Origin of the sequence: Hylemonella gracilis ATCC 19624 (assembly GCF_000211835.1) — a bacterium.
Lineage (GTDB): Bacteria > Pseudomonadota > Gammaproteobacteria > Burkholderiales > Burkholderiaceae_C > Hylemonella > Hylemonella gracilis.
On sequence record NZ_AEGR01000018.1, the window covers coordinates 72,030 to 92,090 of the forward strand.

Below are 20,061 nucleotides of genomic sequence, written 5' to 3' on the forward strand. Positions count from 1 at the left end.
GTCACGACCTCCAAGCGCCGAATTACTCCCCACGCACCGTGCCCTCGCGCCGGGGATCGGCGCCACCTTGCAATCCCTGGCCCAGCAATTCAATCGCTTGAAGCCCGCTGTTCAAGGCTTGTTCCCGCACCGGGTGACCACGCTGCCGCAGCGCCTGGACCGTGGACGGCGGAAAGCGCCCTTGTTCCAGCAGCACGGGCCCATCTTCATTGGCGGACAGCACCGCGAAGTTGGGCAGGTTGATGGCCTGTTGCACGTCCAGGCCCCAGTGCAGGACGCCATACAGCATCTTGCCGGTGTAGTGAATGATGGACGCGCCGCCCGGGCTGCCGCCCGAGAACAGCAGTTCCCCGCGCGGGCGGCTGAAGATCAGCAGGGGCGTCATGGACGAACGGGGGCGTTTGCGCGGCTCCACGCGGTTGGCGATCACCACGTCCGTGCCGGCGCTGCCGCGGGGGACAAAGCTGAAGTCCGTGAGCTGGTTGTTCAGCAGGAATCCGCCGACGAGGCCCTGGCCCCGGTTGACCATGACTTGCGCGCCCCAGACCGCCTCGACGCTGCTGGTCATCGCCAAGGCGTGGCCCTGCCCGTCGACGATGCTGATGTGGCTGGTGCCGTACTCTGGCTGCGTCGGCATGGGGGCCAGCGTCATGGGAGGGCGGCTGTGGTGGCCCAAGCCGGCGTAGGGCGCGTCACCCTGGTCCCCGCTGTTGCGCTCAACGCTCATGGGAATGCCTGCGGGGACTTCCTTCATGCGCGGCGTGCCAGGGCTGACGTTCACCAGCTTGGCGCGTTCCGCGAGGTAGTCCGGCTCCAGCAGCGCCATCCAGCTGGGGCCGGGCGGTGGCACGTAGTCGGGGTCCGCCACGTACAGGGCCCGATCGGCCATCGCCAGGCGGGCCGCCTCGGCATACAGATGAAGCCATTGCGCCGAAGGCAGCGGCCCCGCAAGGGGGCGGGGAGGCTTGCGCTGCATCGGCATCGAAGCCGCTGGCGTGCGCGCCAGGATGCCGAAGATCTGGCCCAGGGCCAGGGTGCCTGAGCTCGGGGGCGGCATGCCGCAGATCTGCACGTCGCGCGTGGCGCTGATGCCCTTGCGTGGCTTGCTGTCTGGGCTGGAGCGTGCCTGGTACACGAAACACAGCGGCGCGCGCACCAGCGCTTCGTAGTCGGCCAGATCGGCCAGGGAAAGGTGGCCGGGGTTGCGTGCATGCTCCCGCACTTTGCGCACGATCGCCGGCGCGATGTCGTCCGCTTTTTCGCCGAGATAAAAGGCATTGGCACCGGCGTTGGCGACGCGGCGCAGCACGGCGGCCAGTTCCGGATTGCGCAGCTTGTGGCCGACGGGCCAGGGCTGGCCGGCGCTGTCGAAGAAATAAGCCGCGGCCACCGGGTCCTGCCGCAGTGAATTGGGCTCAGCCAACTGCATGTGCAGGCGTGGGCTCACCGGAAAACCTTGCTCGGCCAGCGTGATGGCGGGCTCGAACAATTGTTTCCAGGGCAGCCGGCCATGCTGACCATGGGCCAATTCGAGCATGCGCAGCAGTCCGGGCGTGCCCACGGCTCGTCCGCCAACTGACGCCTCGGCGAAGCCCATTGGCTTGCGCTGCGCATCCAGAAAAAGGTCTTCGTCCACGTCCGAGGGCGCGGTTTCCCGCCCGTCGTAGCTCTCCGTGATCTTTCCGTCGTGATGCAGCAGAAACGCACCGCCGCCGATGCCACTGGCTTGGGGCTCGACCAAGGTCAGCACCATCTGTGCCGCGATCGCCGCGTCCATCGCGCTACCGCCCGCGCGCAACATGGCGTAGGCGGCGTCGGTGGCCAGCGGGTGCGCCGTGGCCACCGCGTAGTACTTGCCGCTCCAGGGCTTGTCGTCCCCCTGGGGCTGCCCCCAAGCCGCCGGATGCAAGGTCAGCGCAATCAGCAAGGGGTACAGGAACGGGCCGCTGACGCGGAGAGGGCGGCGAAATGGACGCATGGAGCTGTTGTGGGCGGAAGTGGGCTGATGTAGGGTGAAGGCGAAGTGAGCGTATCTTGCGTTTTCAAAACCGGAGCGGCCCTGTGAAGCCCCAACCCATTCCAACGGTCCAGGCGGGTCGAGCGAAGTGATTATGGAGAGGTGCCCTCCGCGACATTTGCCCGGGTGGCGCAGTGCGCCGCAGGGGGAATGGTGAAAGTGGGGTGCTGGATTCCTGCTATACTCGCGGTCTCTCTGCAAAACAGGGAGAAAACAGGCGCGTAGCTCAGCTGGTTAGAGCACCACCTTGACATGGTGGGGGTCGTTGGTTCGAGTCCAATCGCGCCTACCAGATCAAAAAGGCCCCGGTTCATCACCGGGGCCTTTGTTTTTTGCTGCCTTTGCCCCGTGTCGCGGGTTCGGGCGCCTTGTTGCACGGGGCGTGCGCTCTTGACCTGTTTGACTTGTGATCGGCTTGGGCCGGCTCAGCTGGTGCATGCGCATGTCAGCCTTTTTGAGCCTAGAAGCACGGGACGGGCTGGTGGGGTAGAGCGTCAGGTGCCGGCGCTGCTGACCATGATGTCGCCTCTGCGCACGGCTTCGTTCAGCCCTCAACGCCAATCGTGTGGACACCTCTGCCGCGGACCTGGCTCAGCGAGGCTGGCATCGGCTCCATGGACGTCGATCTGGTGAGCGTGGTGCAGTCCTGGGGCACGGGCCGTGCCTGGGAATATGCCGCCCTGCCCAGGGTAAACTTTGACGATGAAAAAAGGCTCCGCCAGCGCTGACGCCCAGCCCGATCCCGGCCCCAGGACGGGCGCTGCCGCTGATTCCGCCGATGCTTCAGCGGCTGGACCTGAGCGTGTCATCAAGAAGTACCCCAACCGGCGCCTCTACGACACGCAGACCTCCAGCTACATCACCCTGGTGGAAGTCAAGCAGCTGGTGATGTCTCAGCAGCCTTTCGTGGTGCGCGACGCCAAGAGCGGGGATGACCTGACGCGCAGCATCCTGCTGCAGATCATCCTGGAGGAGGAGGCGGGTGGGGCGCCGTTGTTCTCCACACAGGTGCTGGGCCAGATCATTCGCTTCTATGGCCACGCCATGCAGGGCTGGATGGGCGGCTACCTCGAGAAGAACATCCAGGCCTTGCATGAAATACAGACCCGCATGACGGCCTTGGGGCTGTCCCAGAACATGGCCAAGAGCGTCGAAGACTCGACCCAGCGCTACCTGCAGGCCCAGGAACAGATGCAGCGCCAGGTTCAGGACCAATTGCAGAAGCAGACCGAGCAGATGCTGGGCCTGTTCGCGGCCATGCGCCGCAACTCCGGGCGCTGATCACGCCAACGTAACGCTTCTGTCAAATGGCGCGGGCACACTGCCGCCGGCCATGCATTCCGCATGGCGGCCCGAGAGCGTTGTCCATGCGCATGTTTTTCAAGGTAAGCACGGCCCTGACGGCGACGCTGACCCTGTTCGTCCTCTGTTTCGCGCTGTCCGCCGGCGCGGCCATGTGGATCTTCCAGCGCGATCGCCAAGCCATTGAACAACTGGGGCGCGACAACATCGAACGCGCCAGCGAGATCAGCGATCTGAGCAGCCGCCTGTTCCAGGCGCGCTCCGATCTGGGGCAAGCCAAGATCCAAATGGAAAGCGGCATGGAGGAAGGCCGCGACGACATGCTGCGCCGCGCTGGCGCCTTGTTGGCGGGCGCGCGTGCGAGCCTAGAGCGCTTGGAAGCCAAGCAGGATGCTTCCGAGATCGGCCGCCCCTTGTTCGAGGCTCTGCTGAGCGCGGCCCGGCAGCTCGAGGCAGGTTCCCTCACACCGCTGCACAAAGCCGTCCAGGGGTGGAACGGCATTGAGGCCAACAAGCTGGCGGGACCGGCGCTGACGCAATCGGCCCAGCGTTACGTGGAAGCCGTGGGTGCGTTTCAGGCCTATGCCCTGGCCCAGGGCCGCGAGGCAGTGGCCGAGGCCGCGCGCATGCAAGCGCGCGCCATGGTGGGCGCCGTGGTGGTGCTGGTGGCCGTGGTGGTACTCGCATTGATGTTGCGCCTGATGTTCGGCCGCATCATCCTCGCGCCGCTGCGCGAGGCTGGCCTGCACTTCGATCGCATGGCCGATGGTGACCTCACCGGCGTCATCCGCGACCGCGGGCACAACGAGATTGGTGGTCTCTATCGCGCCATGGCCCGCATGCAGTCGGGCCTGGGCGGTGCAGTGACCCAGGTGCTGCAGGGGGTGGAGCAGATCACGATCGGCACCAGCCGCATCGCGCAGGCCAGCCAGGGCATGTCCGCGCGCAGCACCCAACAGGCGGACGCCCTGCACCAGGTGTCCGTCAACCTGGCGAGCTTGTCCGAGACGGTCACCCGCAATGCCCGCCATGCAGGCGCCGCCAGCGAGCAGGCCCGCGAAGTGGCCCGCTTGGCCAGCGCCGGCGGCGCCGAAGTGAACACGGTGGTGACCAGCATGCAGGGCATTGCCGCGGTCTCGCAGCGCATCGGCGAGATCGTTGGCGTGGTCGACGGCATTGCTTTTCAGACCAATCTGCTGGCGTTGAACGCGGCGGTGGAAGCCGCGCGAGCCGGAGAACTCGGCAAGGGCTTTGCCGTGGTGGCTTCCGAGGTGCGCCAGCTTGCCCAGCGCAGCGCGGAGGCGGCGCGGGAAATCAAGGTCCTGATCGACACGGCCAATGAGCGCGTGACTCAGAGTGTGCAGCAGGTCGGGCAAGCGGGTACCACGATCGCGCGGGTGGTGCGCTCGGTGGACCAAGTGACTGAAATCGTGGCCGACATCTCCTCGGACAGTGCCCGTCAGGCGGACGGCGTGACCGCACTGAGCGGCACCTTGAGCGAGCTGGAGGCGCAGAGTCGCGATACCGCAGCCGGGGTGTCGCAAGCCGCCGATGCCGCCCATGCGTTGGCGGAGCAGGCGCGAGGCCTGCGGACCGCCGTCGCGGTGTTTCGACTGGGTGCGGCGTCCTCGCCCAGCCTGCAGGCCGCCGTGCCACCAACGGGACTGCCGCAGCCCGAACCCATGGCGCGCCAGTCGCTGTCCACCGTGTAAGTCGAGAAGACGCCGCATGTCCTGCGGGGCATGGGGCGCAAAGCCTTGAAGCTCAGCGTTAAAACGGCTGCGCAGACCGTGATTCACGGGAGGCCCCGGGCACAGTGGGTCTGGATGTGCGGTCGTGCGTGAGGGGCGTGCGTAAAGGGCGTGCGTGGAGCGATTGAGCCTCCCTAGGCTCGGGGCCGGCGGAACCTCGCCCGATACAATGATCGCCCTCCCGCGGACTGCGATGCTTCTTCCCGTCGCTGGCTGCGGGTCCCGAGTCGCCCCAAGTTTTGATGGCCTATTCAGCGATCCTGATCGTCTCCGTTTTTCTGCTGCTGGCCTTCGCGGTCGAGCGCGTCAGCGCCCGCTTGCGCCTGCCCTCGGTGATCGTGCTGGTGGGCTTGGGATTCATCGCCAAACCTTTGCTCGGTCTGCTCGGACGCCAACTGGACGGCGTGGACGTGCTGGTGCCGGTGCTGGGCGCCGTGGGCCTGATCCTGATCGTGCTCGAGGGCGCCTTCGATATCGAGCTGCGGCGAGATCGCTTGCCTCTGGCGACGCGTGCCCTTGGCACGGCCGGGATCGGCCTGCTGTTCTACATGGCCGTGTTCGCGGCCTTGGCGATGCTGGTGCTGGACTGGGCATTCTTTCCCGCCTTGTTGCTGTCGGTCCCTTTCGCCATCATCAGCAGCGCGGTGGCCATTCCAAGCAGTCAGTCACAGCCGGCTCCGGTGCGTGAGTTCGTGGTCTACGAGAGTTCGATCTCCGACATCCTGGGCGTGCTGGTGTTCTTCGCTCTGATGCACTCCGGTGGCACGGTCGCAGGGCTGCTCAGCGGCTTGATCGGTGGCGGCGTGTTGTCCCTGTTGCTGTCGCTCGTGTGCTCGGTTGGCCTGGTGCTGGTGTTGATGCGCGTGGACGGCCATATCCGCTTCGTGCCCCTGCTGGCGGGCTTGTTCGGTCTGTATGCCGTGGGGGAATTGCTGCATCTCTCACCCCTCATCATGGTGCTGCTGTTCGGCCTGGCCCTCAACAACCCGGCACTGATCACCCGCATTCCCGGTTTGCGTGGCTGGATGGACGACCGTTACGACGCCACGCTCGACCAATTCAAAGTGCTGGTGCAGGAATTGACTTTCGCGGTCCGGGGCGTCTTTTTCATCCTGCTCGGTTACTGGACGGAGCTGGCCGATCTGGTCGCCTGGCAGGCCTGGGCGACCGCGTTGCTCGCGCTGGCCGTCATCTACGGAGGGCGGCGTCTGCTGCTGGCCTTTGCACGGCAAGCGGCGGCCGACGCGCTGCTGTGGTTCGCGCCGCGCGGACTGATCACGGTGCTGCTGTTCCTGAACGTGCAGGCGCTCAGCCAATCCGAATCCCATCCCCCGGGCGCGATGAGCGTGCCACCTCTGCCGGCCTATTTCACGGGCGCCGTGCTCATCGTCGTGCTGGTGTCCACCGCCTTGGTGGCCTTGGCACGGCGTAAGCCCCAAACTTCAAACATCGATTCTTCTCCATGAACACCCCCATTTCCACGAATGCTCGCGCGCTGGCGCCGAACGTCTCTGCGACGCCTGCCGTGGCCTCGTCTTCCGCACCCAAGGTCGGTTTTGTGAGCCTGGGCTGCCCCAAGGCCCTGACTGACTCCGAGCTGATCCTCACGCAACTCAGTGCTGAGGGCTACCAGACTTCCAAGACCTTCGCCGGCGCGGACTTGGTCATCGTGAACACCTGCGGTTTCATTGACGATGCCGTCAAGGAAAGCCTGGACACGATCGGCGAGGCGTTGGCCGAGAACGGCAAGGTCATCGTCACGGGTTGCTTGGGCGCGCGCACCGTGGGCGATGGCGACGACGGGCAGGTTGGCGCCAATCTCGTGCGGCAGATGCACCCCAGCGTGCTGGCCGTGACAGGGCCGCACGCGACCCAGGAGGTGATGGACGCCGTGCACCTGCACTTGCCCAAGCCGCACGATCCCTTCCTGGACTTGGTGCCGGGCGGTTTCGGCGAGGCGGGTCTGAAGCTCACGCCGCGCCACTACGCTTACCTGAAGATCAGCGAAGGCTGCAACCACCGTTGCACCTTTTGCATCATCCCGTCCATGCGCGGTGACTTGGTCAGCCGTCCGGTCGGTGACGTGCTGAAGGAGGCCAAGGCGCTATTCGAAGGCGGCGTGAAGGAGTTGCTGGTGGTGAGCCAAGACACCTCTGCCTATGGCGTCGATGTGAAGTACCGCACTGGTTTCTGGGATGGCAAGCCGGTGAAGACGCGCATGCTGGATTTGGTTCAAGCGCTGGGTGAACTGGCGGCTGAGCATGGCGCTTGGGTGCGCCTGCACTACGTTTATCCCTATCCGCACGTGGACGACATCCTCCCTCTCATGGCCCAAGGCCTGGTGCTACCTTACTTGGACGTGCCTTTCCAGCACAGCCACCCGGAAGTGTTGCGGCGCATGAAGCGCCCGGCCAGCGGCGAGAAGAACCTGGAGCGCATTCAGCGCTGGCGCGAGATCTGCCCCGAACTGGTGGTGCGCAGCACCTTCATCGCGGGTTTCCCGGGCGAGACCGAGGAAGAGTTTGCGCACCTGCTGGATTTCGTGCGCGAGGCCCAGATCGACCGAGCGGGCTGTTTTGCCTACAGTCCCGTGCGCGGCGCGGCCGCCAATGAGTTGCCGGGCGCCTTGCCGGACGCACTGCGGGAGGAGCGGCGCCAGCGTTTCATGGCCGTGGCGGAGGAGGTTTCCACCACGCGTTTGCAACGCCGTGTCGGCGCGACCATGCAGGTGCTGGTCGACTCCGCGCCAGGCCTGGGCAAGAAGGGCGGCGTGGGCCGCAGCTACGCCGACGCGCCGGAGATCGACGGCACCGTGCGTCTGCTGCCCCCCGAGAAGATCAGCAAGACCCTGAAAGCAGGGGAGTTCACCAAGGCGCGCATCGTCGCGACCGATGGGCACGACCTCGTGGCCTTGCCGATCTGATCGGCGGACCGCTTCCGTGCCGGGCTAGCCCCCGAGGCACCGCGATCGAGTGACTCTCGTGCGCTGACCCGTCAGCCCACAAAAAACGGCCATGGCGATGAAACCATGGCCGTTGGCCTTGCGGCCTTCAGGGTGCGCGAGTTCGCTTACTTGAATCCGACGCGGTCCAGCATCTGCTGAACTTTGATCGTGTTGCGGCCCACCGCGCTGATCGGGATGGTTTCGCTCTTGAACCCCTGGCCGACCATGCGTTGCAGCGCCGGGTTGTTCGGCTTCATTCCGCGCGCGGCGGGCCATTCGTTGTTGGCGTTGGAGAAGACATCCTGGGCCTCGGGGCTCGCCAGGTATTCCAGGAAAAGAATCGCGTTGGCGCGATTGGGTGCGTGCCGGGCCACCGCGGCGCCCGCGATGTTGATGTGCGTGCCCCAGCTGTTCTGATTGGGGAACACCACTTCCACCTTGTCCGCCACTGCGCGATCTTCAGGCGCGCTGGCGTTCATCAGGCGTGCCAGGTAGTAGGTGTTGGTCACGGCGATCGCGCATTCGCCCGAGGCCACGGCGCGGATCTGGTCCGTATCACCACCCTTGGGTTCCCGCGCCATGTTCGCGACCATGCCCTTGAGCCAAGCTTCTGTCTTGGCCTCGCCCGTGTGCTCAAGCACCGCGCCGAACAGAGAGAGGTTGTAGGGGTGCGAGCCAGAGCGGATGCACAGCTTGCCCTTGTTCTTCGGGTCGCCCAGCTCCTCGTAGGTGTCGACATCTTCCCGCTTCACCTTGCGCGGGTCGAACACCACCACACGTGCGCGCGTGGAGAAACCGTACCAGTTGGCCGCGCCGTCGGCATTGACCGTTCCATGCAGGTTCAGGGGAATGGCGGCCTCCAGCACGGCGGACTTCACGGGCTGGTACAGGCCCATGATTTCTCCACGGTAGAGACGCGCGGCGTCGACCATCAGGATCACGTCCGCCGGGGATGCCGTGCCTTCCGCGCGCAGGCGGGCGATGATGCCCGCATCATCCGAGTCCACCCGCTGAATTTGGATACCGGTTTTCTTGGTGAAGCCAGCGTAGAGGATGTCATCGCTCGGGTAGTGGCGGGCGGAATAGACATTCAACACCTGTTGCGCATGCGTGGCACCGCCCGCCAGCAACAACAACGCGCCCAGCAGGCGACCCAAGGAAAGATCGGCGAAAAGCTTCATGGATATCATTCTCAGAAACGTTGGTGGTCGCATCTTAAATGCGATGAGAATTGTTCTCAGAAAACATCGATGAAGCAAAGGGATTAAGGCGCGTCGCTCCAAGCGGGCAAAAAAAAGCCCCATCCGAAGATGGGGCCTTGAAGGGATCCCTGAAGCCTGAGCTTACGAAAGGACCCGAGGAGACAAAAGGTGGAAACTGATCAAAAAGACTTTATGACATTTAATTCATAAAGCGAAATCAATTTCCGATGAGTGAATTATGTCAGGGTTTCCACCGGTCTGTAAAGTCGGCGACTGTAAATCCTTGTAAAAAGCAGGGGCGGTGTAGCCCGCTCAAGCACGCTTCTTGGCCTTGCCCGTTTCGGCCGCGCCGGTCGCGGCATCCATGGCGCTGGTGGTCGCCGCCTTGATGTTCGACTCCGCCAGCGCTGCGGCTTGCTTGGCCGACTTTTGCGCCGTTTCGAGAACGTTGTTGGCGGCGGCCACGGCGCTTTTGAACAGGGCCACGGCAGTTTCCGAGCCGGCCGGAGCATTCTGAGCGGTGCTGTCCACGAGATCCTGGAACTTGCGCTGCACCTCGGCGAACTGGGCTTCAAACGCCTTGGTGAATTCGGCGCTGGTGGCGGTGGAGATTTCGTACACCTCGCGGCCATAGCTCGCGGCTTTTTCGCCGAGCGGCTGCAAGAGGCTGGAGGGCAAGGTCATCAGTTCCTGGGGGTCCTTCACGCTCAGCACGGTCTGCGTTTGGCTGGCTGTATCGGCCAACAGGGCCTTGCTGGCGGCGAGATGCAACTCCACCAGTTTTTCGATGCCTTCAAACGCCTTGCTGGTCAGGCCGAAGAGAGATTCGATGTTGGCCTTGTTGGTGGCCAGGACTTGTTCAGCGGTCAGCATACGGTACTCCTTGAGGAAATGGTTTCAGAACGATTTCGACACCACGGGGCTCACGCGATATGTTGCACTGCAACATGACGCCCATTGTAGGGAGACGCTGCGCGCTGGCAAGGCTTTCAGATTTTGTTTCGATGCTTTAGGGGCCAAGCCCTAATTGGGACGATCCGATCAGGCTGGCAGAATGCCGCCCCATGACGGAAAAGGCGGGCAAGGTCCCCGAACAGACAACTTCACAAGCCGGGAGACACCGTCCCGGGCCTGAGCGGCGCGAGGCGTACCGGGTGTTCCGCAGGCTCGGAACGCGGTGGATGGACAACGATGCCTATGGACATGCCAACAACGCGGCCTATTTCAGCTGGTTCGACACGGCGGTCAATGCCTGGCTGATCGAACAGGGTCTGCTGGATGTTGAAGCGGGCCAAACCATCGGTCTGGTGGTCGAAAACCATTGCAACTACTTCGCTTCCGTGGGCTTTCCCCAGGACATCGACGTTGGTCTGCGGGTGGGCCATGTGGGCAGCAGCAGCGTGCACTATGAAATCGGCATCTTCGCTCTGCTGGCGCAAACGGCCGCGGCCCAAGGTCACCTGGTCCATGTGTACGTGGACCGCGATACCCGCCGCCCAGTCTCCCTGCCACCAGCACTGCGAGCCGCCACGCTGGCACTGCACGCCCCGGCATCGGCCTGAAACACGGCCTCATTGAGTGACAAGGAACAGAGTCGATGGACGCGAAAGGAATGAATGTGAAGCAATGGCGAGGGATGTGGGTGGCCGTGGTGCTTGCGGGGTTGCTCTGGCCTGGGGTGGCCTCGGCAGCTGAACTGGACGGCAGCCAGCTCTCTGCCTGGTGGGGCGTGCCCTTCGCCGGAATCCTGTTGTCGATCGCGCTGCTGCCCTTGCTCACACCGCACTTCTGGCACCACCATTTCGGCAAGATCACCGCGGCCTGGGCCTTGGCCTTTTTGCTGCCATTCGCGGCGGTTTTCGGTCCCGGGCTCGCGGCACACAGCTTCGTCCATGCCTTGCTGGCTGAGTACATCCCCTTCATCCTCCTGCTGACGGCCCTGTTCACCGTCTCGGGCGGGATCTACATCAAGGGCAACCTGCATGGCAGTCCGGGTTTGAACACCGCCATCCTTGCCATCGGTGCGGTGCTGGCCAGCTTCATGGGGACCACGGGTGCATCGATGTTGCTGATCCGCCCGCTGATCCGCGCCAATGACAACCGGCGGCACAAGGCGCACGTCATCGTTTTCTTCATCTTCATCGTCTCGAATGCCGGTGGTTCCTTGACGCCCTTGGGTGACCCGCCGCTGTTCCTTGGTTTTCTCAAAGGTGTGGATTTCTTCTGGACCTTGCAGCACATCTGGCCCGATACGCTGTTCCTGGTGGGCAGTCTGCTCGCGCTGTTCTATGCCTTGGACAGCTGGTACTACCGCCGTCGCGAGGAGATCAAGCCCGTGGACCCGACGCCTGACACGACGCGGCTGGGCTTCGACGGCGGCGTGAACTTCGTGCTGCTGGCCGTGGTGGTGATCCTGGTGTTGATGAGCGGCATTTGGGAACCCGGCGTGGTGTTCAATGTGTTCGGCACGGAAGTCGGATTGGCCGGATTGGCCAGGGACGCTGGCCTGATCGCCGTGACGCTGATGTCCCTGAAGCTCACCCCGGGCGATGTGCACGACAACAATCAGTTCTCGTGGGGCCCGATGCAGGAGGTGGCCAAGCTGTTCGCTGGCATCTTCCTGACCATCGTTCCGGTGATCGCCATGCTGAAGGCGGGCGTGAACGGGCCTTTTGGCGGCGTCGTTGCGGCCGTCACCAACGCCGATGGCACGCCGAACCCCGCCATGTATTTCTGGGCCACGGGCGCCCTGAGTTCCTTCCTCGACAACGCACCGACCTACCTTGTGTTCTTCAACACGGCGGGGGGGGATCCCACCGTGCTCATGACCTCGATGGCCACCACGTTGGCGGCCATCTCGGCTGGCGCGGTCTTCATGGGCGCCAACACCTACATCGGCAACGCGCCCAACCTCATGGTCAAGGCCATCGCGGAAGAGCGTGGCGTGAAGATGCCCAGCTTTTTCGGCTACATGCTTTGGTCGGTGGGCATTCTCGTGCCGCTGTTCGTCGTGATGACTTTCCTTTTCTTCCGTTGACCTGGAGCCCTTGATGAGCAAACCCCGTGTGCTGGTGGCGCGCGCGATCTTTCCCGAGATCATCGCCAAGCTGGAACAGCATTTCGATTTGGAAACCAACCAGCCCGACGAGGACATGAGCGGCACGCGGCTGATCGACAAGCTGCGTGACAAGGACGGCGCCTTCACCACCGGCAGCGTGCGCATCGACAAGACGGTGCTGCAGGCCTGTCCGCGGCTGAAGATCTGCGCCAACATGGCCGTGGGCTACAACAATTTCGATCTGGACGCGATGACGGCGCATGGCGTCCTCGGCACCAACACGCCCGACGTGCTGACCGACACCACGGCGGATTTCGGCTTTGCCTTGCTGATGGCCACGGCCCGCCGAATTGCCGAGAGCGAGCATTACCTGCGCGCGGGCAAGTGGCACAAATGGGCCTACGACATGTTCGCTGGCGCGGACATTCACGGCTCCACCCTCGGCATTCTGGGCATGGGGCGCATAGGGCAAGGCATCGCCAAGCGCGGCGCGCATGGGTTCGGTATGAAGGTCATCTACCACAACCGAAGCCGCCTCGACGCCGCGATGGAAAGCGAGTGCAAGGCGCGCTACGTCGGCAAGGAGGAGTTGCTGAAGACCGCCGATCACCTCGTGCTGGTGTTGCCCTACTCGAAGGAGTCACACCACATCATTGGCGCGGCGGAATTGGCCTTGATGAAGCCAACCGCCACGCTGGTCAACATCGCACGCGGCGGTATCGTCGATGAAAACGCCCTGGTCCAGGCCTTGCGCAAGGGCAGTCAGGGAGGTGGCATCGCCGCGGCTGGACTGGATGTGTTCGAAGGCGAGCCCAAGGTGAACCCGGAACTGTTGACGGTGCCGAACGTGGTGCTCACACCGCACATCGCCAGTGCCAGCGTCCCGACGCGGCGCGCCATGGCGGAACTCGCGGCGGACAATCTGATCGCCTACTTCCAAACTGGCAAGGCGATCACACCTCTGAACTGAGCGCGAAAAAAAGCGGTCCGAAGACCGCTTTGTTGACTGGCTTGCTCCCTCACTTGTAGGTGATTTCAGCTCGCCGGTTCTTGGCCCAGGCAGCTTCGTTGCTGCCGCGAACCGCGGGCTTTTCCTTGCCGAAGCTGATCGTCTCGATTTGCGAGCTGTTCACGCCCAGCAGCACCAGCATCTGGCGCACGGCGTCCGCCCGGCGCTGACCCAGCGCGAGGTTGTACTCGGTGCCTCCGCGCTCATCGGCATGGCCCGCGATCGTGACCGAGCGCGCGGGATTGGATTGCATGAAGCGGGCATGGGCCTCGATCACGGCACGAAACTCGGGTTTGATGGCCGAGCTGTCGTAGTCGAAGTAAACCAGCTTGGCCACGTCAGCGATCGAGTCCGCTGGCTTGGCCACCGGCACCGCGGCAGCGGGCGTCGGCGCGCTGGCCTGGGCAGGTTTGGCTTCTGGCGCGGCCGTCGTCACGCTCGGCGCCGGGGTTGCTGGGGCTGCCGCGGCTGCGGTGCTGCTCGGGGTGTCCGGGGCTGTCGTGGCCACCGAGGAGCAACCCACCATGAACACGCAGAGGATGGGGGCCGCGCCAAGCACAATCCATTTTTTCAATGACATCAATTTCTCCTTTGGGTGAGTCGGAGGCGGGAAGACACCATGCCGCCGTCGGGTCGGAGGCGTCTTGCGCCCAAGAGCCCATGAAGGTCGGTCTCGGACGAGGCGAGCCATCATGGGACGGAACACCGACCATAAAGAACTATCTCAAGTAAATCAAGGGTTTACCCAGCAAGTCGGTGCGGATTTGGGGCTAAGGTAAAAAAGCGTAAAGACATCTTCACGCAGCGGCGGAGGCCTCGGGCTGTGAGTCGATCCTGAATCGCAAGCTCGCTTGCCTCGAGACTTCAGCGAGAAACTGTTCCCGGCCCTGAACCTCGCGCAGCCAGCGCGCATCGTTCTGCCCTTGAAGGACGCTCTCGCGCAGAAGCTTGAGGGCGCTTTCTGCGCCGGGTGACTGAGCGTGACGGCCCACCTGCTCCAAGGTCTTGAGCAGGTGTTCTCGGAGCGCGAGGTGCTCGCCGCTGGACGGGTCGACGTAGATGGCGTCCAGGCCGAATCGACAGGCTTGAAAGCGGTTGTAGTTGTAGACGAGGTAATCATCTTCCGCCGGCATGAACGGCGCGTCGGCCAGAAACCATGCGGCCAGCGCTTGCACATAGGCAGCCAGCGCCGCCGCCCGTTCAATGGTCAGTGGCGTGTCGAAGACGCGGATTTCGATGGTGCCGAATTCGGGCTTCGGTCGAATGTCCCAATAGAAGTCCTTCATGCTGTTGACGACGCCGGTGCGTGTCATCTTTTCGAAGAATTGCCCAAACTCGTTCCATCGCAACACAAAGGGTGCGCGACCCGAGAGCGGAAATGCATAGACGGAGTTGAGCCGCGCGGAATCGAACGCCGTGTCATGGCCTTGCACGAAGGGGCTCGAGGCTGACAAGGCGATGAAGTGGGGGATATAACGGCTCATGCGGTGCAGCATCAGCAGGGCACTGTCCGCATCGGGACACCCGACGTGCACGTGCTGGCCAAAGATCGTGAACTGCTTGGACAGGTAGCCGTAGAGGGCTGATATTTCCTTGAAGCGCGGCTTGTCGTAAATGCGCCGCTCGTGCCACTGCTGAAACGGGTGCGTGCCGCCGCCCACCACGGCAATGTTGAGCTTGTCCGCGCTGCGCACGAGGGCGTCACGGATTTGTCCCAGTTCCTCCTTCACTTGACGCGGCGAGCGGCAAACGCCCGTGGAAATCTCGATCATGCTGGAGGTGATTTCGGGCACGACGCTGCCGGGCAGCTCATGCTTGCCCATCAAGCGCAGCATGTCGTCCGCGTAGGGCGCGAGGTCGTAGTCGTGCGTATTGACCAACTGCAGTTCAAGTTCAACACCCAGCGTCAGGGGCTCGGAGGGGTGAAAAGCTTCAAGTGCCATGGCGGTTGTCTTCCGGTTCTTGCGTGGAGGGTGTCGCGCGGTCTTCGGCCGTTCTCGCGGGGGTGCCGAGGCGGCCAGAGGCCGATCGCTCGTTGCCGGTTTCACTGGCCTCCTGGGTCTGCTTCAGGCTCCACGTCATCAGCAGGGCGCCAAACAGTTCAAGCAGCAGCAACAAGGGCAGCGCAATCGAGGCAATCGCCGCGCCCAGGGTCGGGGTGAATTCGGCGAACTGCGATATCAGCAGCAAGGCCACGGCCGACATGGGCCACAGCGTGTTGGCGGTCCAGAGGGTCTGTCGCAGACTGGCGCCGCTGCCCATGCCCAGCAGCGTGGTCGCGCTCAGTGCGCCGATGCGTGCCACGCCCCGCGTCAACGCCAGGGCCAGGACCAGCACCCAGATCTGCCATTGCCACTGCCAGGGCGCCTGGGCCGCCGTCATGGTCACCAGCACGAAGGTGAGGATGCTCAGCGCGCTGGCGGCCGTGCCAAACTGGCGCGGCCAAATCCAGGGGCGGGGATTCCAGGCCTTGAGCAGCACACCCGCCAGCAAGGCGGCCAGCGGCGCGGAGCCTCCAAAGTGCGCGGCCAGGGCCGTGCCCGCGGCGATCAGCGCCAATTGCAGCACGGCCGTGTTCTCGCTGCTTGGGCTCATCCACGCGAGGGCCTTGCGCAACGCCAGCGCAAGCACGGCGCCGACCAGCACCGAGGTGAAGACCAAGAGCAGCACGGCCGGTATGGCCCCCCACCAGCTGCCCATGCCGGGGCCATCCAGTCGTCCTTCCATCGGGCCCACCAGTCGCGCCATCACCCCGCCCACGGCAAGGACGTAGAAGGTGTTGAGCGTGGCCAGCGTGATGGCCCGATCGGTCACGGGGCCGCTGGCGCGCAAGTCGTGGGTCACCCGCATCAACAAGGCCGGCGACGTGGTCGTGATCAGCAGCGCCAAGGGATGGTGCAGCGCCGCTTCAATTTGGAACAAGCGCAGCATCCAGAGCGCCGCCACATAGGTGACCAGCGACTCCACGATGCTTTGAACCAGCAGCATCGGATTCATGCGCAGCCAGCGCAGCGACAGGCGTCCACCGGCCTCGAACAAAACGATGGACAGCCCCAGTTCGATCAGGAACTGGGCCATGCCATCCAGAGGCCAAGTGGCCGTGGTGTAGCCGGAGTAACCCGCCAAGGCCCCGATCAGCGAATAGCCCAGCACCTGAGGCAGTCCCCAGCGTCGTTGCAGGCCATGGCCTGTTGCCGCGGCGACCGCCAGCAGCAGAGCCCATTGCACGACGGGAAGGCCGGCGGAAGGCTTGATCCATTCAGACCAGTGGAACATGAGATCGAACAAGCGAGACTCCTTCGTGTTGTGGGGGCGGGTCGCCCCGATTGCGGGCAGTGCCTGCACCACAGGGTTGGTTACGGCTTGATACGTCCAGTTTCGACGGCCGCGCGGCCGGGTGACATGCTGTGGCCTTGTGGGGCTGTCACCACGACGCGTGTCGCACGCTGACAGAGTCAGGCGCTCGACACCGGGAATTGTTCACATCCCAGACTTGTCACTGGGGATGATCTACAGAAGAATGCTCGGTTTTGAATCCGAGAACCCTTACGAGTTTCTCAAAAAAAATAAGCCCGCACACGCCATGGCGCCAAAAACATCATTCAAGTCCTGGCTGAGGGCATACATCGACGTCATCGCACGGTCCGCTGAGCGCGGCCTTAGCCGCAGCGCGCGCGCGGACAGGCCTACCGACTCAGCGGTGCCCGTGTTGGCCACTGCGGGGCCACGCGGCGCATGCACCGACCCGTCGATGGGCAAGGTCATCGCGGGGCACGACACGCCGAGCGCGTGGCGCGTGGTCGCCCGTGGGCCGCGGGCGTTGGGCAGTGGCGTGCTGGGCGTGCTGCGCTGGACCTGGCGGGTCCTCAACGGCATTCAGTTTCGGCTGGCGGTGTTCACCGGGAGTCTGATTGCGGGAACGATCGTCATCCTGTCGACCAGTTATGTCTACCAGCAGACCGAAATCCTGCGCGAGAGCTACGAGCGCGAGGCGGCCATTTCGCGCAACTACATCTCGTCGCTGGTCCTGGAGCTCGACAACATTTCACAGAGTCTGATCCGGGTGGAAGAGTTCCGGCTGCGCGTGGGTGAGCAGACCCAGGCGCTCAAGAAGTACCAGACCGTCACCACCACCGTGACGGTGACGGAAAAAAAGAAAGAGGCGTCTTTCCTCGGCATCAAGAGCAACTGGTTCGGACTGGCGGGCACCGAGAAGGTCGAGGAGAAGCAGACCAAGACCAGCGACAACTATTTCTCCACTTACCTGTCCAGCAACGACACACAGGTGCTGGAGAAAAACGTCTTGTTGCTGTTGCAGCAAAGTGGCGGCGCGATCTCAGACCGGGCCTTTGCCGCGCTGCAGGCCCAAGCCAAGAAACTCGTGCTGGCGAACCGCGAGCTCGATGCGCTGAAAGATCGCCTCGTGGAGCGGCAGCAGCGCGAATCCGCGCTTGCCGAGCAGAAGCCCGAGGGCGACCCGACGCGCGCGAGGGCCGCCTCAGAAACCCAAGCCGCCGAGGAGCGCATGCGCAAGCAGTCGATCCAGGCTCGCAAGTTGCGCAGCGAGCTCGATGCCGGCGTCATCGCTCACCTGCTGGAAGCGCGCAAACGCAAGATTCAGGAATTCGGGCTCGACACCGGACGCTTTCGCATCCAGACCTTCTCCGCCCTGGGTCTGCAGCCTGGCCTCACGCCCGAGGCCGCCGTCGACACCCGCATCTTCGACCCGTCTTCAGCCCTCAATCAACTGGACGTCGATGCGTCGATGGAGGACAGCCTGCTGCGTGCTTTTGTCTCCATCCAGCAAAACGGGGTGTTGCGCGACCTCGCGCCCCTGGCGGTTCAGATGAATGGCTTGGAACTGCAGGCGCTGTACTCGCCTTATTTCGAACACCCTGCATCCACCGAGAGGGCGCGTCTGCTCGAGGAGAAGCGCCGCGCGCTCAAGGTGCGCGTGAACCCGCAGGGCGAGGAGATCCAGCCTTGGGCTTGGGCGGCGTACGCGGAAGAGGAAAAGCCCATCTTGGCCCAACTCGCCAAGATCGCGCCCGTGCTGCGCGCGCGTCTGAAGACCTTGCGCGAGACCCATCCGCCCACGCCGCCGCACGAGGACGCGGCCTTCCGGGCGCAGTACGAGCGTTACGCCAAGCTGGTGCAACAGCGCGATGCCTTGTATGAAAGCTATTTGAAGCAGTACCCGCCGTCCGAGGAAGAGCGCTTGTCCGTGGAGGCGCTGGGCCACCTGCGTGATTCGGCGCTGGAAGATCAGCTGCTGGTTCGCTTCCGCACCGATGGCGCGGACTACCAGCGCTCCGTGCGCTCACCCGAGGATCGCGCGACGTCGATGCGGCGCTGGAAGGCCTTGCGCGACTGGATCTACTCCGGTCAAAGCGAAACCCCCACGCAGCCGCTGAAGACGCTGTTCTCCGATGGCCTGATCGGCAACAGCCGGACCGAGGCCGAGGAGGTGCTATGGAAGTTGGACACCACGCCCTTGTTCTCCGACTCAGGGCGCGGTGATTTGCCGCAGTTCGTGCTGGCGCAGAACTTCGCCGGCATGACCCGCACCATCGTCGACCGCACCGACGGCCTGCGTGCCATCCAGAGCAACCGCGACAAGGCGGTCGAAATGGCTTTGCTGATCTTCGGTGCCGCCGTGTTGCTTGCCGTGGCCATCTCCTACATCGCGGTACGCAAGATCAAGCGTCTGATCCGCAACGCCGAGAAGGTCGGGCAGGGTCATCTGGACGTCGCGTTCCCGACCAAGGGCGCCGATGAATTCGGCAGCCTGTCCCGCGCCCTGAACCGAATGGTGGGTGGCTTGCGCGAGCGCGAGAAGATCAAAGGCATCCTGGGCAACATGATCGATCCGGTGGTGGTGGGCGAGGCCATGAAGGACATGGCGGCGCTCAAGCGGGGTTCGGAGTTGCGGGTCACGGCATTCTTCTCGGACGTGGCGGGCTTTTCGGGCATCAGCGAAAAGCTCAGCTCGGTGGAGCTGGCCAACCTGCTGAACGAATACCTCTCGGCCATGACGCTCATCCTCAAGGAACATGAGGGTGTGCTGGACAAGTACATCGGCGACGCCATCGTGGGCATCTTCAACGCGCCCGTCCCCGTCGAGGATCACAGCCTCAAGGCCGTGCGCGCGTCCCTCAAGATGTTGCGCAAGCTGGAGGAACTGCGCCAGCTCTGGAAGCGCGAGAACCGCTACATGCCCGAGGTGCACGACATGCGCATCCGCATTGGCCTCAACGTGGGTTTGGCCAAGGTGGGCTTCATGGGCACGGATGCGCTGGCGTCCTACACCATGATGGGGGACACCGTGAACCTGGCGGCGCGGCTCGAGGCCGCGGGCAAGGACTATGGCGTCTCGCTGTTGATTTCCGACGCGGTGTACGCCGAGGTCAAGGACCACGTCTTCTCGCGCAAGCTCGATCTGGTGCGCGTCAAGGGCAAGAGCGAGCCCGTGGTGCTGTACGAGGCCATCGCCGAGTGGTCCGAACTGGAGCATGCGGAGTTGGGCAGCGAGGTCCGCAAGCGCCAGGCCGCGGCTCGCTTGTATGGCGAAGGCCTGGACCTGTACCTCGCCCGGCAATGGGATGCGGCCATCGCCAAGTTCAAGGAGTCAGAACAAGTGCGGGGTGCGCCGGATTTGGCCGTGGAGCAACTGGTCGCGCGTTGCCTGGACTATCGGCGAGAGCCCCCGCCGGCCGACTGGGATGGGGTCTATACCCGCGAGCACAAATAGGCTGCAGGGAATGAGGGGCATGTAAGG

14 protein-coding genes and 1 tRNA gene are annotated in these 20,061 nt (G+C 64.0%); 9 read left to right on the top strand and 6 right to left on the bottom strand.

Features of this window, described 5'->3' with window-relative positions:
• Nucleotides 1-22: 22 nt before the first annotated feature.
• A complete protein-coding gene (locus HGR_RS01490; RefSeq protein WP_006296277.1) occupies nucleotides 23-1,978 on the bottom strand; it encodes a gamma-glutamyltransferase family protein in 1,956 nt (651 codons plus the stop codon).
• A 254-nt stretch (nucleotides 1,979-2,232) separates the two neighbouring features.
• Here HGR_RS01490 and HGR_RS01495 point away from each other — a divergent pair.
• The 5 genes from HGR_RS01495 (at nucleotide 2,233) to rimO (ending at nucleotide 7,993) form a co-directional block, all read left to right on the top strand.
• Nucleotides 2,233-2,309, top strand: a tRNA-Val gene (locus tag HGR_RS01495).
• Nucleotides 2,310-2,719: 410 nt separating this feature from the next.
• A complete protein-coding gene (gene phaR / locus HGR_RS01500; RefSeq protein WP_006296279.1) occupies nucleotides 2,720-3,298 on the top strand; it encodes a polyhydroxyalkanoate synthesis repressor PhaR in 579 nt (192 codons plus the stop codon).
• An 86-nt stretch (nucleotides 3,299-3,384) separates the two neighbouring features.
• Nucleotides 3,385-5,031, top strand: a complete 1,647-nt coding sequence (locus tag HGR_RS01505) for a methyl-accepting chemotaxis protein (RefSeq protein ID WP_006296280.1) — start codon at nucleotides 3,385-3,387, stop codon at nucleotides 5,029-5,031.
• A gap of 281 nt (nucleotides 5,032-5,312) precedes the next feature.
• Nucleotides 5,313-6,536 carry a cation:proton antiporter domain-containing protein gene (locus tag HGR_RS01510; RefSeq protein WP_006296281.1) on the top strand — a complete coding sequence of 408 codons (1,224 nt, stop codon included), beginning with the start codon at nucleotides 5,313-5,315 and terminating at the stop codon, nucleotides 6,534-6,536.
• On the top strand, nucleotides 6,533-7,993 hold the full coding sequence (gene rimO / locus HGR_RS01515) for a 30S ribosomal protein S12 methylthiotransferase RimO (protein WP_006296282.1): 1,461 nt from the start codon (nucleotides 6,533-6,535) through the stop codon (nucleotides 7,991-7,993). Before HGR_RS01510 ends, rimO begins: the two co-directional genes overlap by 4 nt.
• A gap of 146 nt (nucleotides 7,994-8,139) precedes the next feature.
• On the opposite strand, the gene HGR_RS01520 is transcribed toward rimO, so the two are convergent.
• Together HGR_RS01520 and HGR_RS01525 are read right to left on the bottom strand one after the other, a co-directional pair.
• Nucleotides 8,140-9,195: a Fe(3+) ABC transporter substrate-binding protein gene (locus HGR_RS01520; RefSeq protein ID WP_006296283.1), complete on the bottom strand. Its 1,056-nt coding sequence runs from the start codon at nucleotides 9,193-9,195 to the stop codon at nucleotides 8,140-8,142.
• Between the two features lie 333 nt (nucleotides 9,196-9,528).
• On the bottom strand, nucleotides 9,529-10,089 hold the full coding sequence (locus HGR_RS01525) for a phasin family protein (protein ID WP_006296284.1): 561 nt from the start codon (nucleotides 10,087-10,089) through the stop codon (nucleotides 9,529-9,531).
• Nucleotides 10,090-10,280: 191 nt separating this feature from the next.
• Here HGR_RS01525 and HGR_RS01530 point away from each other — a divergent pair, with 191 nt between their 5' ends.
• The 3 genes from HGR_RS01530 to HGR_RS01540 all read left to right on the top strand — a co-directional run bounded on the left by HGR_RS01530 (nucleotide 10,281) and on the right by HGR_RS01540 (nucleotide 13,244).
• Nucleotides 10,281-10,778, top strand: a complete 498-nt coding sequence (locus HGR_RS01530; RefSeq protein ID WP_050797354.1) for an acyl-CoA thioesterase — start codon at nucleotides 10,281-10,283, stop codon at nucleotides 10,776-10,778.
• A 74-nt stretch (nucleotides 10,779-10,852) separates the two neighbouring features.
• Nucleotides 10,853-12,253, top strand: coding sequence for a sodium:proton antiporter (locus tag HGR_RS01535; RefSeq protein ID WP_006296286.1), 1,401 nt, complete (start codon nucleotides 10,853-10,855; stop codon nucleotides 12,251-12,253).
• Between the two features lie 13 nt (nucleotides 12,254-12,266).
• Entirely contained in the window at nucleotides 12,267-13,244 is a 978-nt protein-coding gene (locus HGR_RS01540) for a 2-hydroxyacid dehydrogenase (RefSeq protein ID WP_006296287.1), read from the top strand.
• A gap of 49 nt (nucleotides 13,245-13,293) precedes the next feature.
• Here the strand turns inward: HGR_RS01540 and pal are convergent, their stop codons facing one another.
• From pal to HGR_RS01555, 3 genes are all read right to left on the bottom strand, one after another.
• The gene (pal, locus tag HGR_RS01545; RefSeq protein ID WP_006296288.1) at nucleotides 13,294-13,863 is read right to left on the bottom strand and encodes a peptidoglycan-associated lipoprotein Pal; all 570 of its coding nucleotides are present in this window, start codon (nucleotides 13,861-13,863) and stop codon (nucleotides 13,294-13,296) included.
• A 217-nt stretch (nucleotides 13,864-14,080) separates the two neighbouring features.
• Nucleotides 14,081-15,226: a YbdK family carboxylate-amine ligase gene (locus HGR_RS01550; protein ID WP_006296289.1), complete on the bottom strand. Its 1,146-nt coding sequence runs from the start codon at nucleotides 15,224-15,226 to the stop codon at nucleotides 14,081-14,083.
• Nucleotides 15,216-16,571, bottom strand: coding sequence for a cation:proton antiporter domain-containing protein (locus HGR_RS01555; RefSeq protein ID WP_006296290.1), 1,356 nt, complete (start codon nucleotides 16,569-16,571; stop codon nucleotides 15,216-15,218). Before HGR_RS01555 ends, HGR_RS01550 begins: the two co-directional genes overlap by 11 nt.
• A gap of 463 nt (nucleotides 16,572-17,034) precedes the next feature.
• Here HGR_RS01555 and HGR_RS01560 point away from each other — a divergent pair, with 463 nt between their 5' ends.
• Complete coding sequence (locus tag HGR_RS01560; protein WP_006296291.1) at nucleotides 17,035-20,034, top strand: adenylate/guanylate cyclase domain-containing protein; 3,000 nt, start codon at nucleotides 17,035-17,037, stop codon at nucleotides 20,032-20,034.
• Nucleotides 20,035-20,061 lie beyond the last annotated feature (27 nt).

Coding starts and splice junctions, on each gene's coding strand:
- HGR_RS01520 (WP_006296283.1), bottom strand. CDS start 9,195: ATGAAGCTTTTCGCCGATCTTTCCTTGGGTCGCCTGCTGGGCGCGTTG.
- HGR_RS01535 (WP_006296286.1), top strand. CDS start 10,853: ATGTGGGTGGCCGTGGTGCTTGCGGGGTTGCTCTGGCCTGGGGTGGCC.
- HGR_RS01490 (WP_006296277.1), bottom strand. CDS start 1,978: ATGCGTCCATTTCGCCGCCCTCTCCGCGTCAGCGGCCCGTTCCTGTAC.
- rimO (WP_006296282.1), top strand. CDS start 6,533: ATGAACACCCCCATTTCCACGAATGCTCGCGCGCTGGCGCCGAACGTC.
- HGR_RS01550 (WP_006296289.1), bottom strand. CDS start 15,226: ATGGCACTTGAAGCTTTTCACCCCTCCGAGCCCCTGACGCTGGGTGTT.
- HGR_RS01525 (WP_006296284.1), bottom strand. CDS start 10,089: ATGCTGACCGCTGAACAAGTCCTGGCCACCAACAAGGCCAACATCGAA.
- HGR_RS01560 (WP_006296291.1), top strand. CDS start 17,035: ATGGGCAAGGTCATCGCGGGGCACGACACGCCGAGCGCGTGGCGCGTG.
- HGR_RS01505 (WP_006296280.1), top strand. CDS start 3,385: ATGCGCATGTTTTTCAAGGTAAGCACGGCCCTGACGGCGACGCTGACC.
- HGR_RS01510 (WP_006296281.1), top strand. CDS start 5,313: ATGGCCTATTCAGCGATCCTGATCGTCTCCGTTTTTCTGCTGCTGGCC.
- HGR_RS01540 (WP_006296287.1), top strand. CDS start 12,267: ATGAGCAAACCCCGTGTGCTGGTGGCGCGCGCGATCTTTCCCGAGATC.
- pal (WP_006296288.1), bottom strand. CDS start 13,863: ATGTCATTGAAAAAATGGATTGTGCTTGGCGCGGCCCCCATCCTCTGC.
- phaR (WP_006296279.1), top strand. CDS start 2,720: ATGAAAAAAGGCTCCGCCAGCGCTGACGCCCAGCCCGATCCCGGCCCC.
- HGR_RS01530 (WP_050797354.1), top strand. CDS start 10,281: ATGACGGAAAAGGCGGGCAAGGTCCCCGAACAGACAACTTCACAAGCC.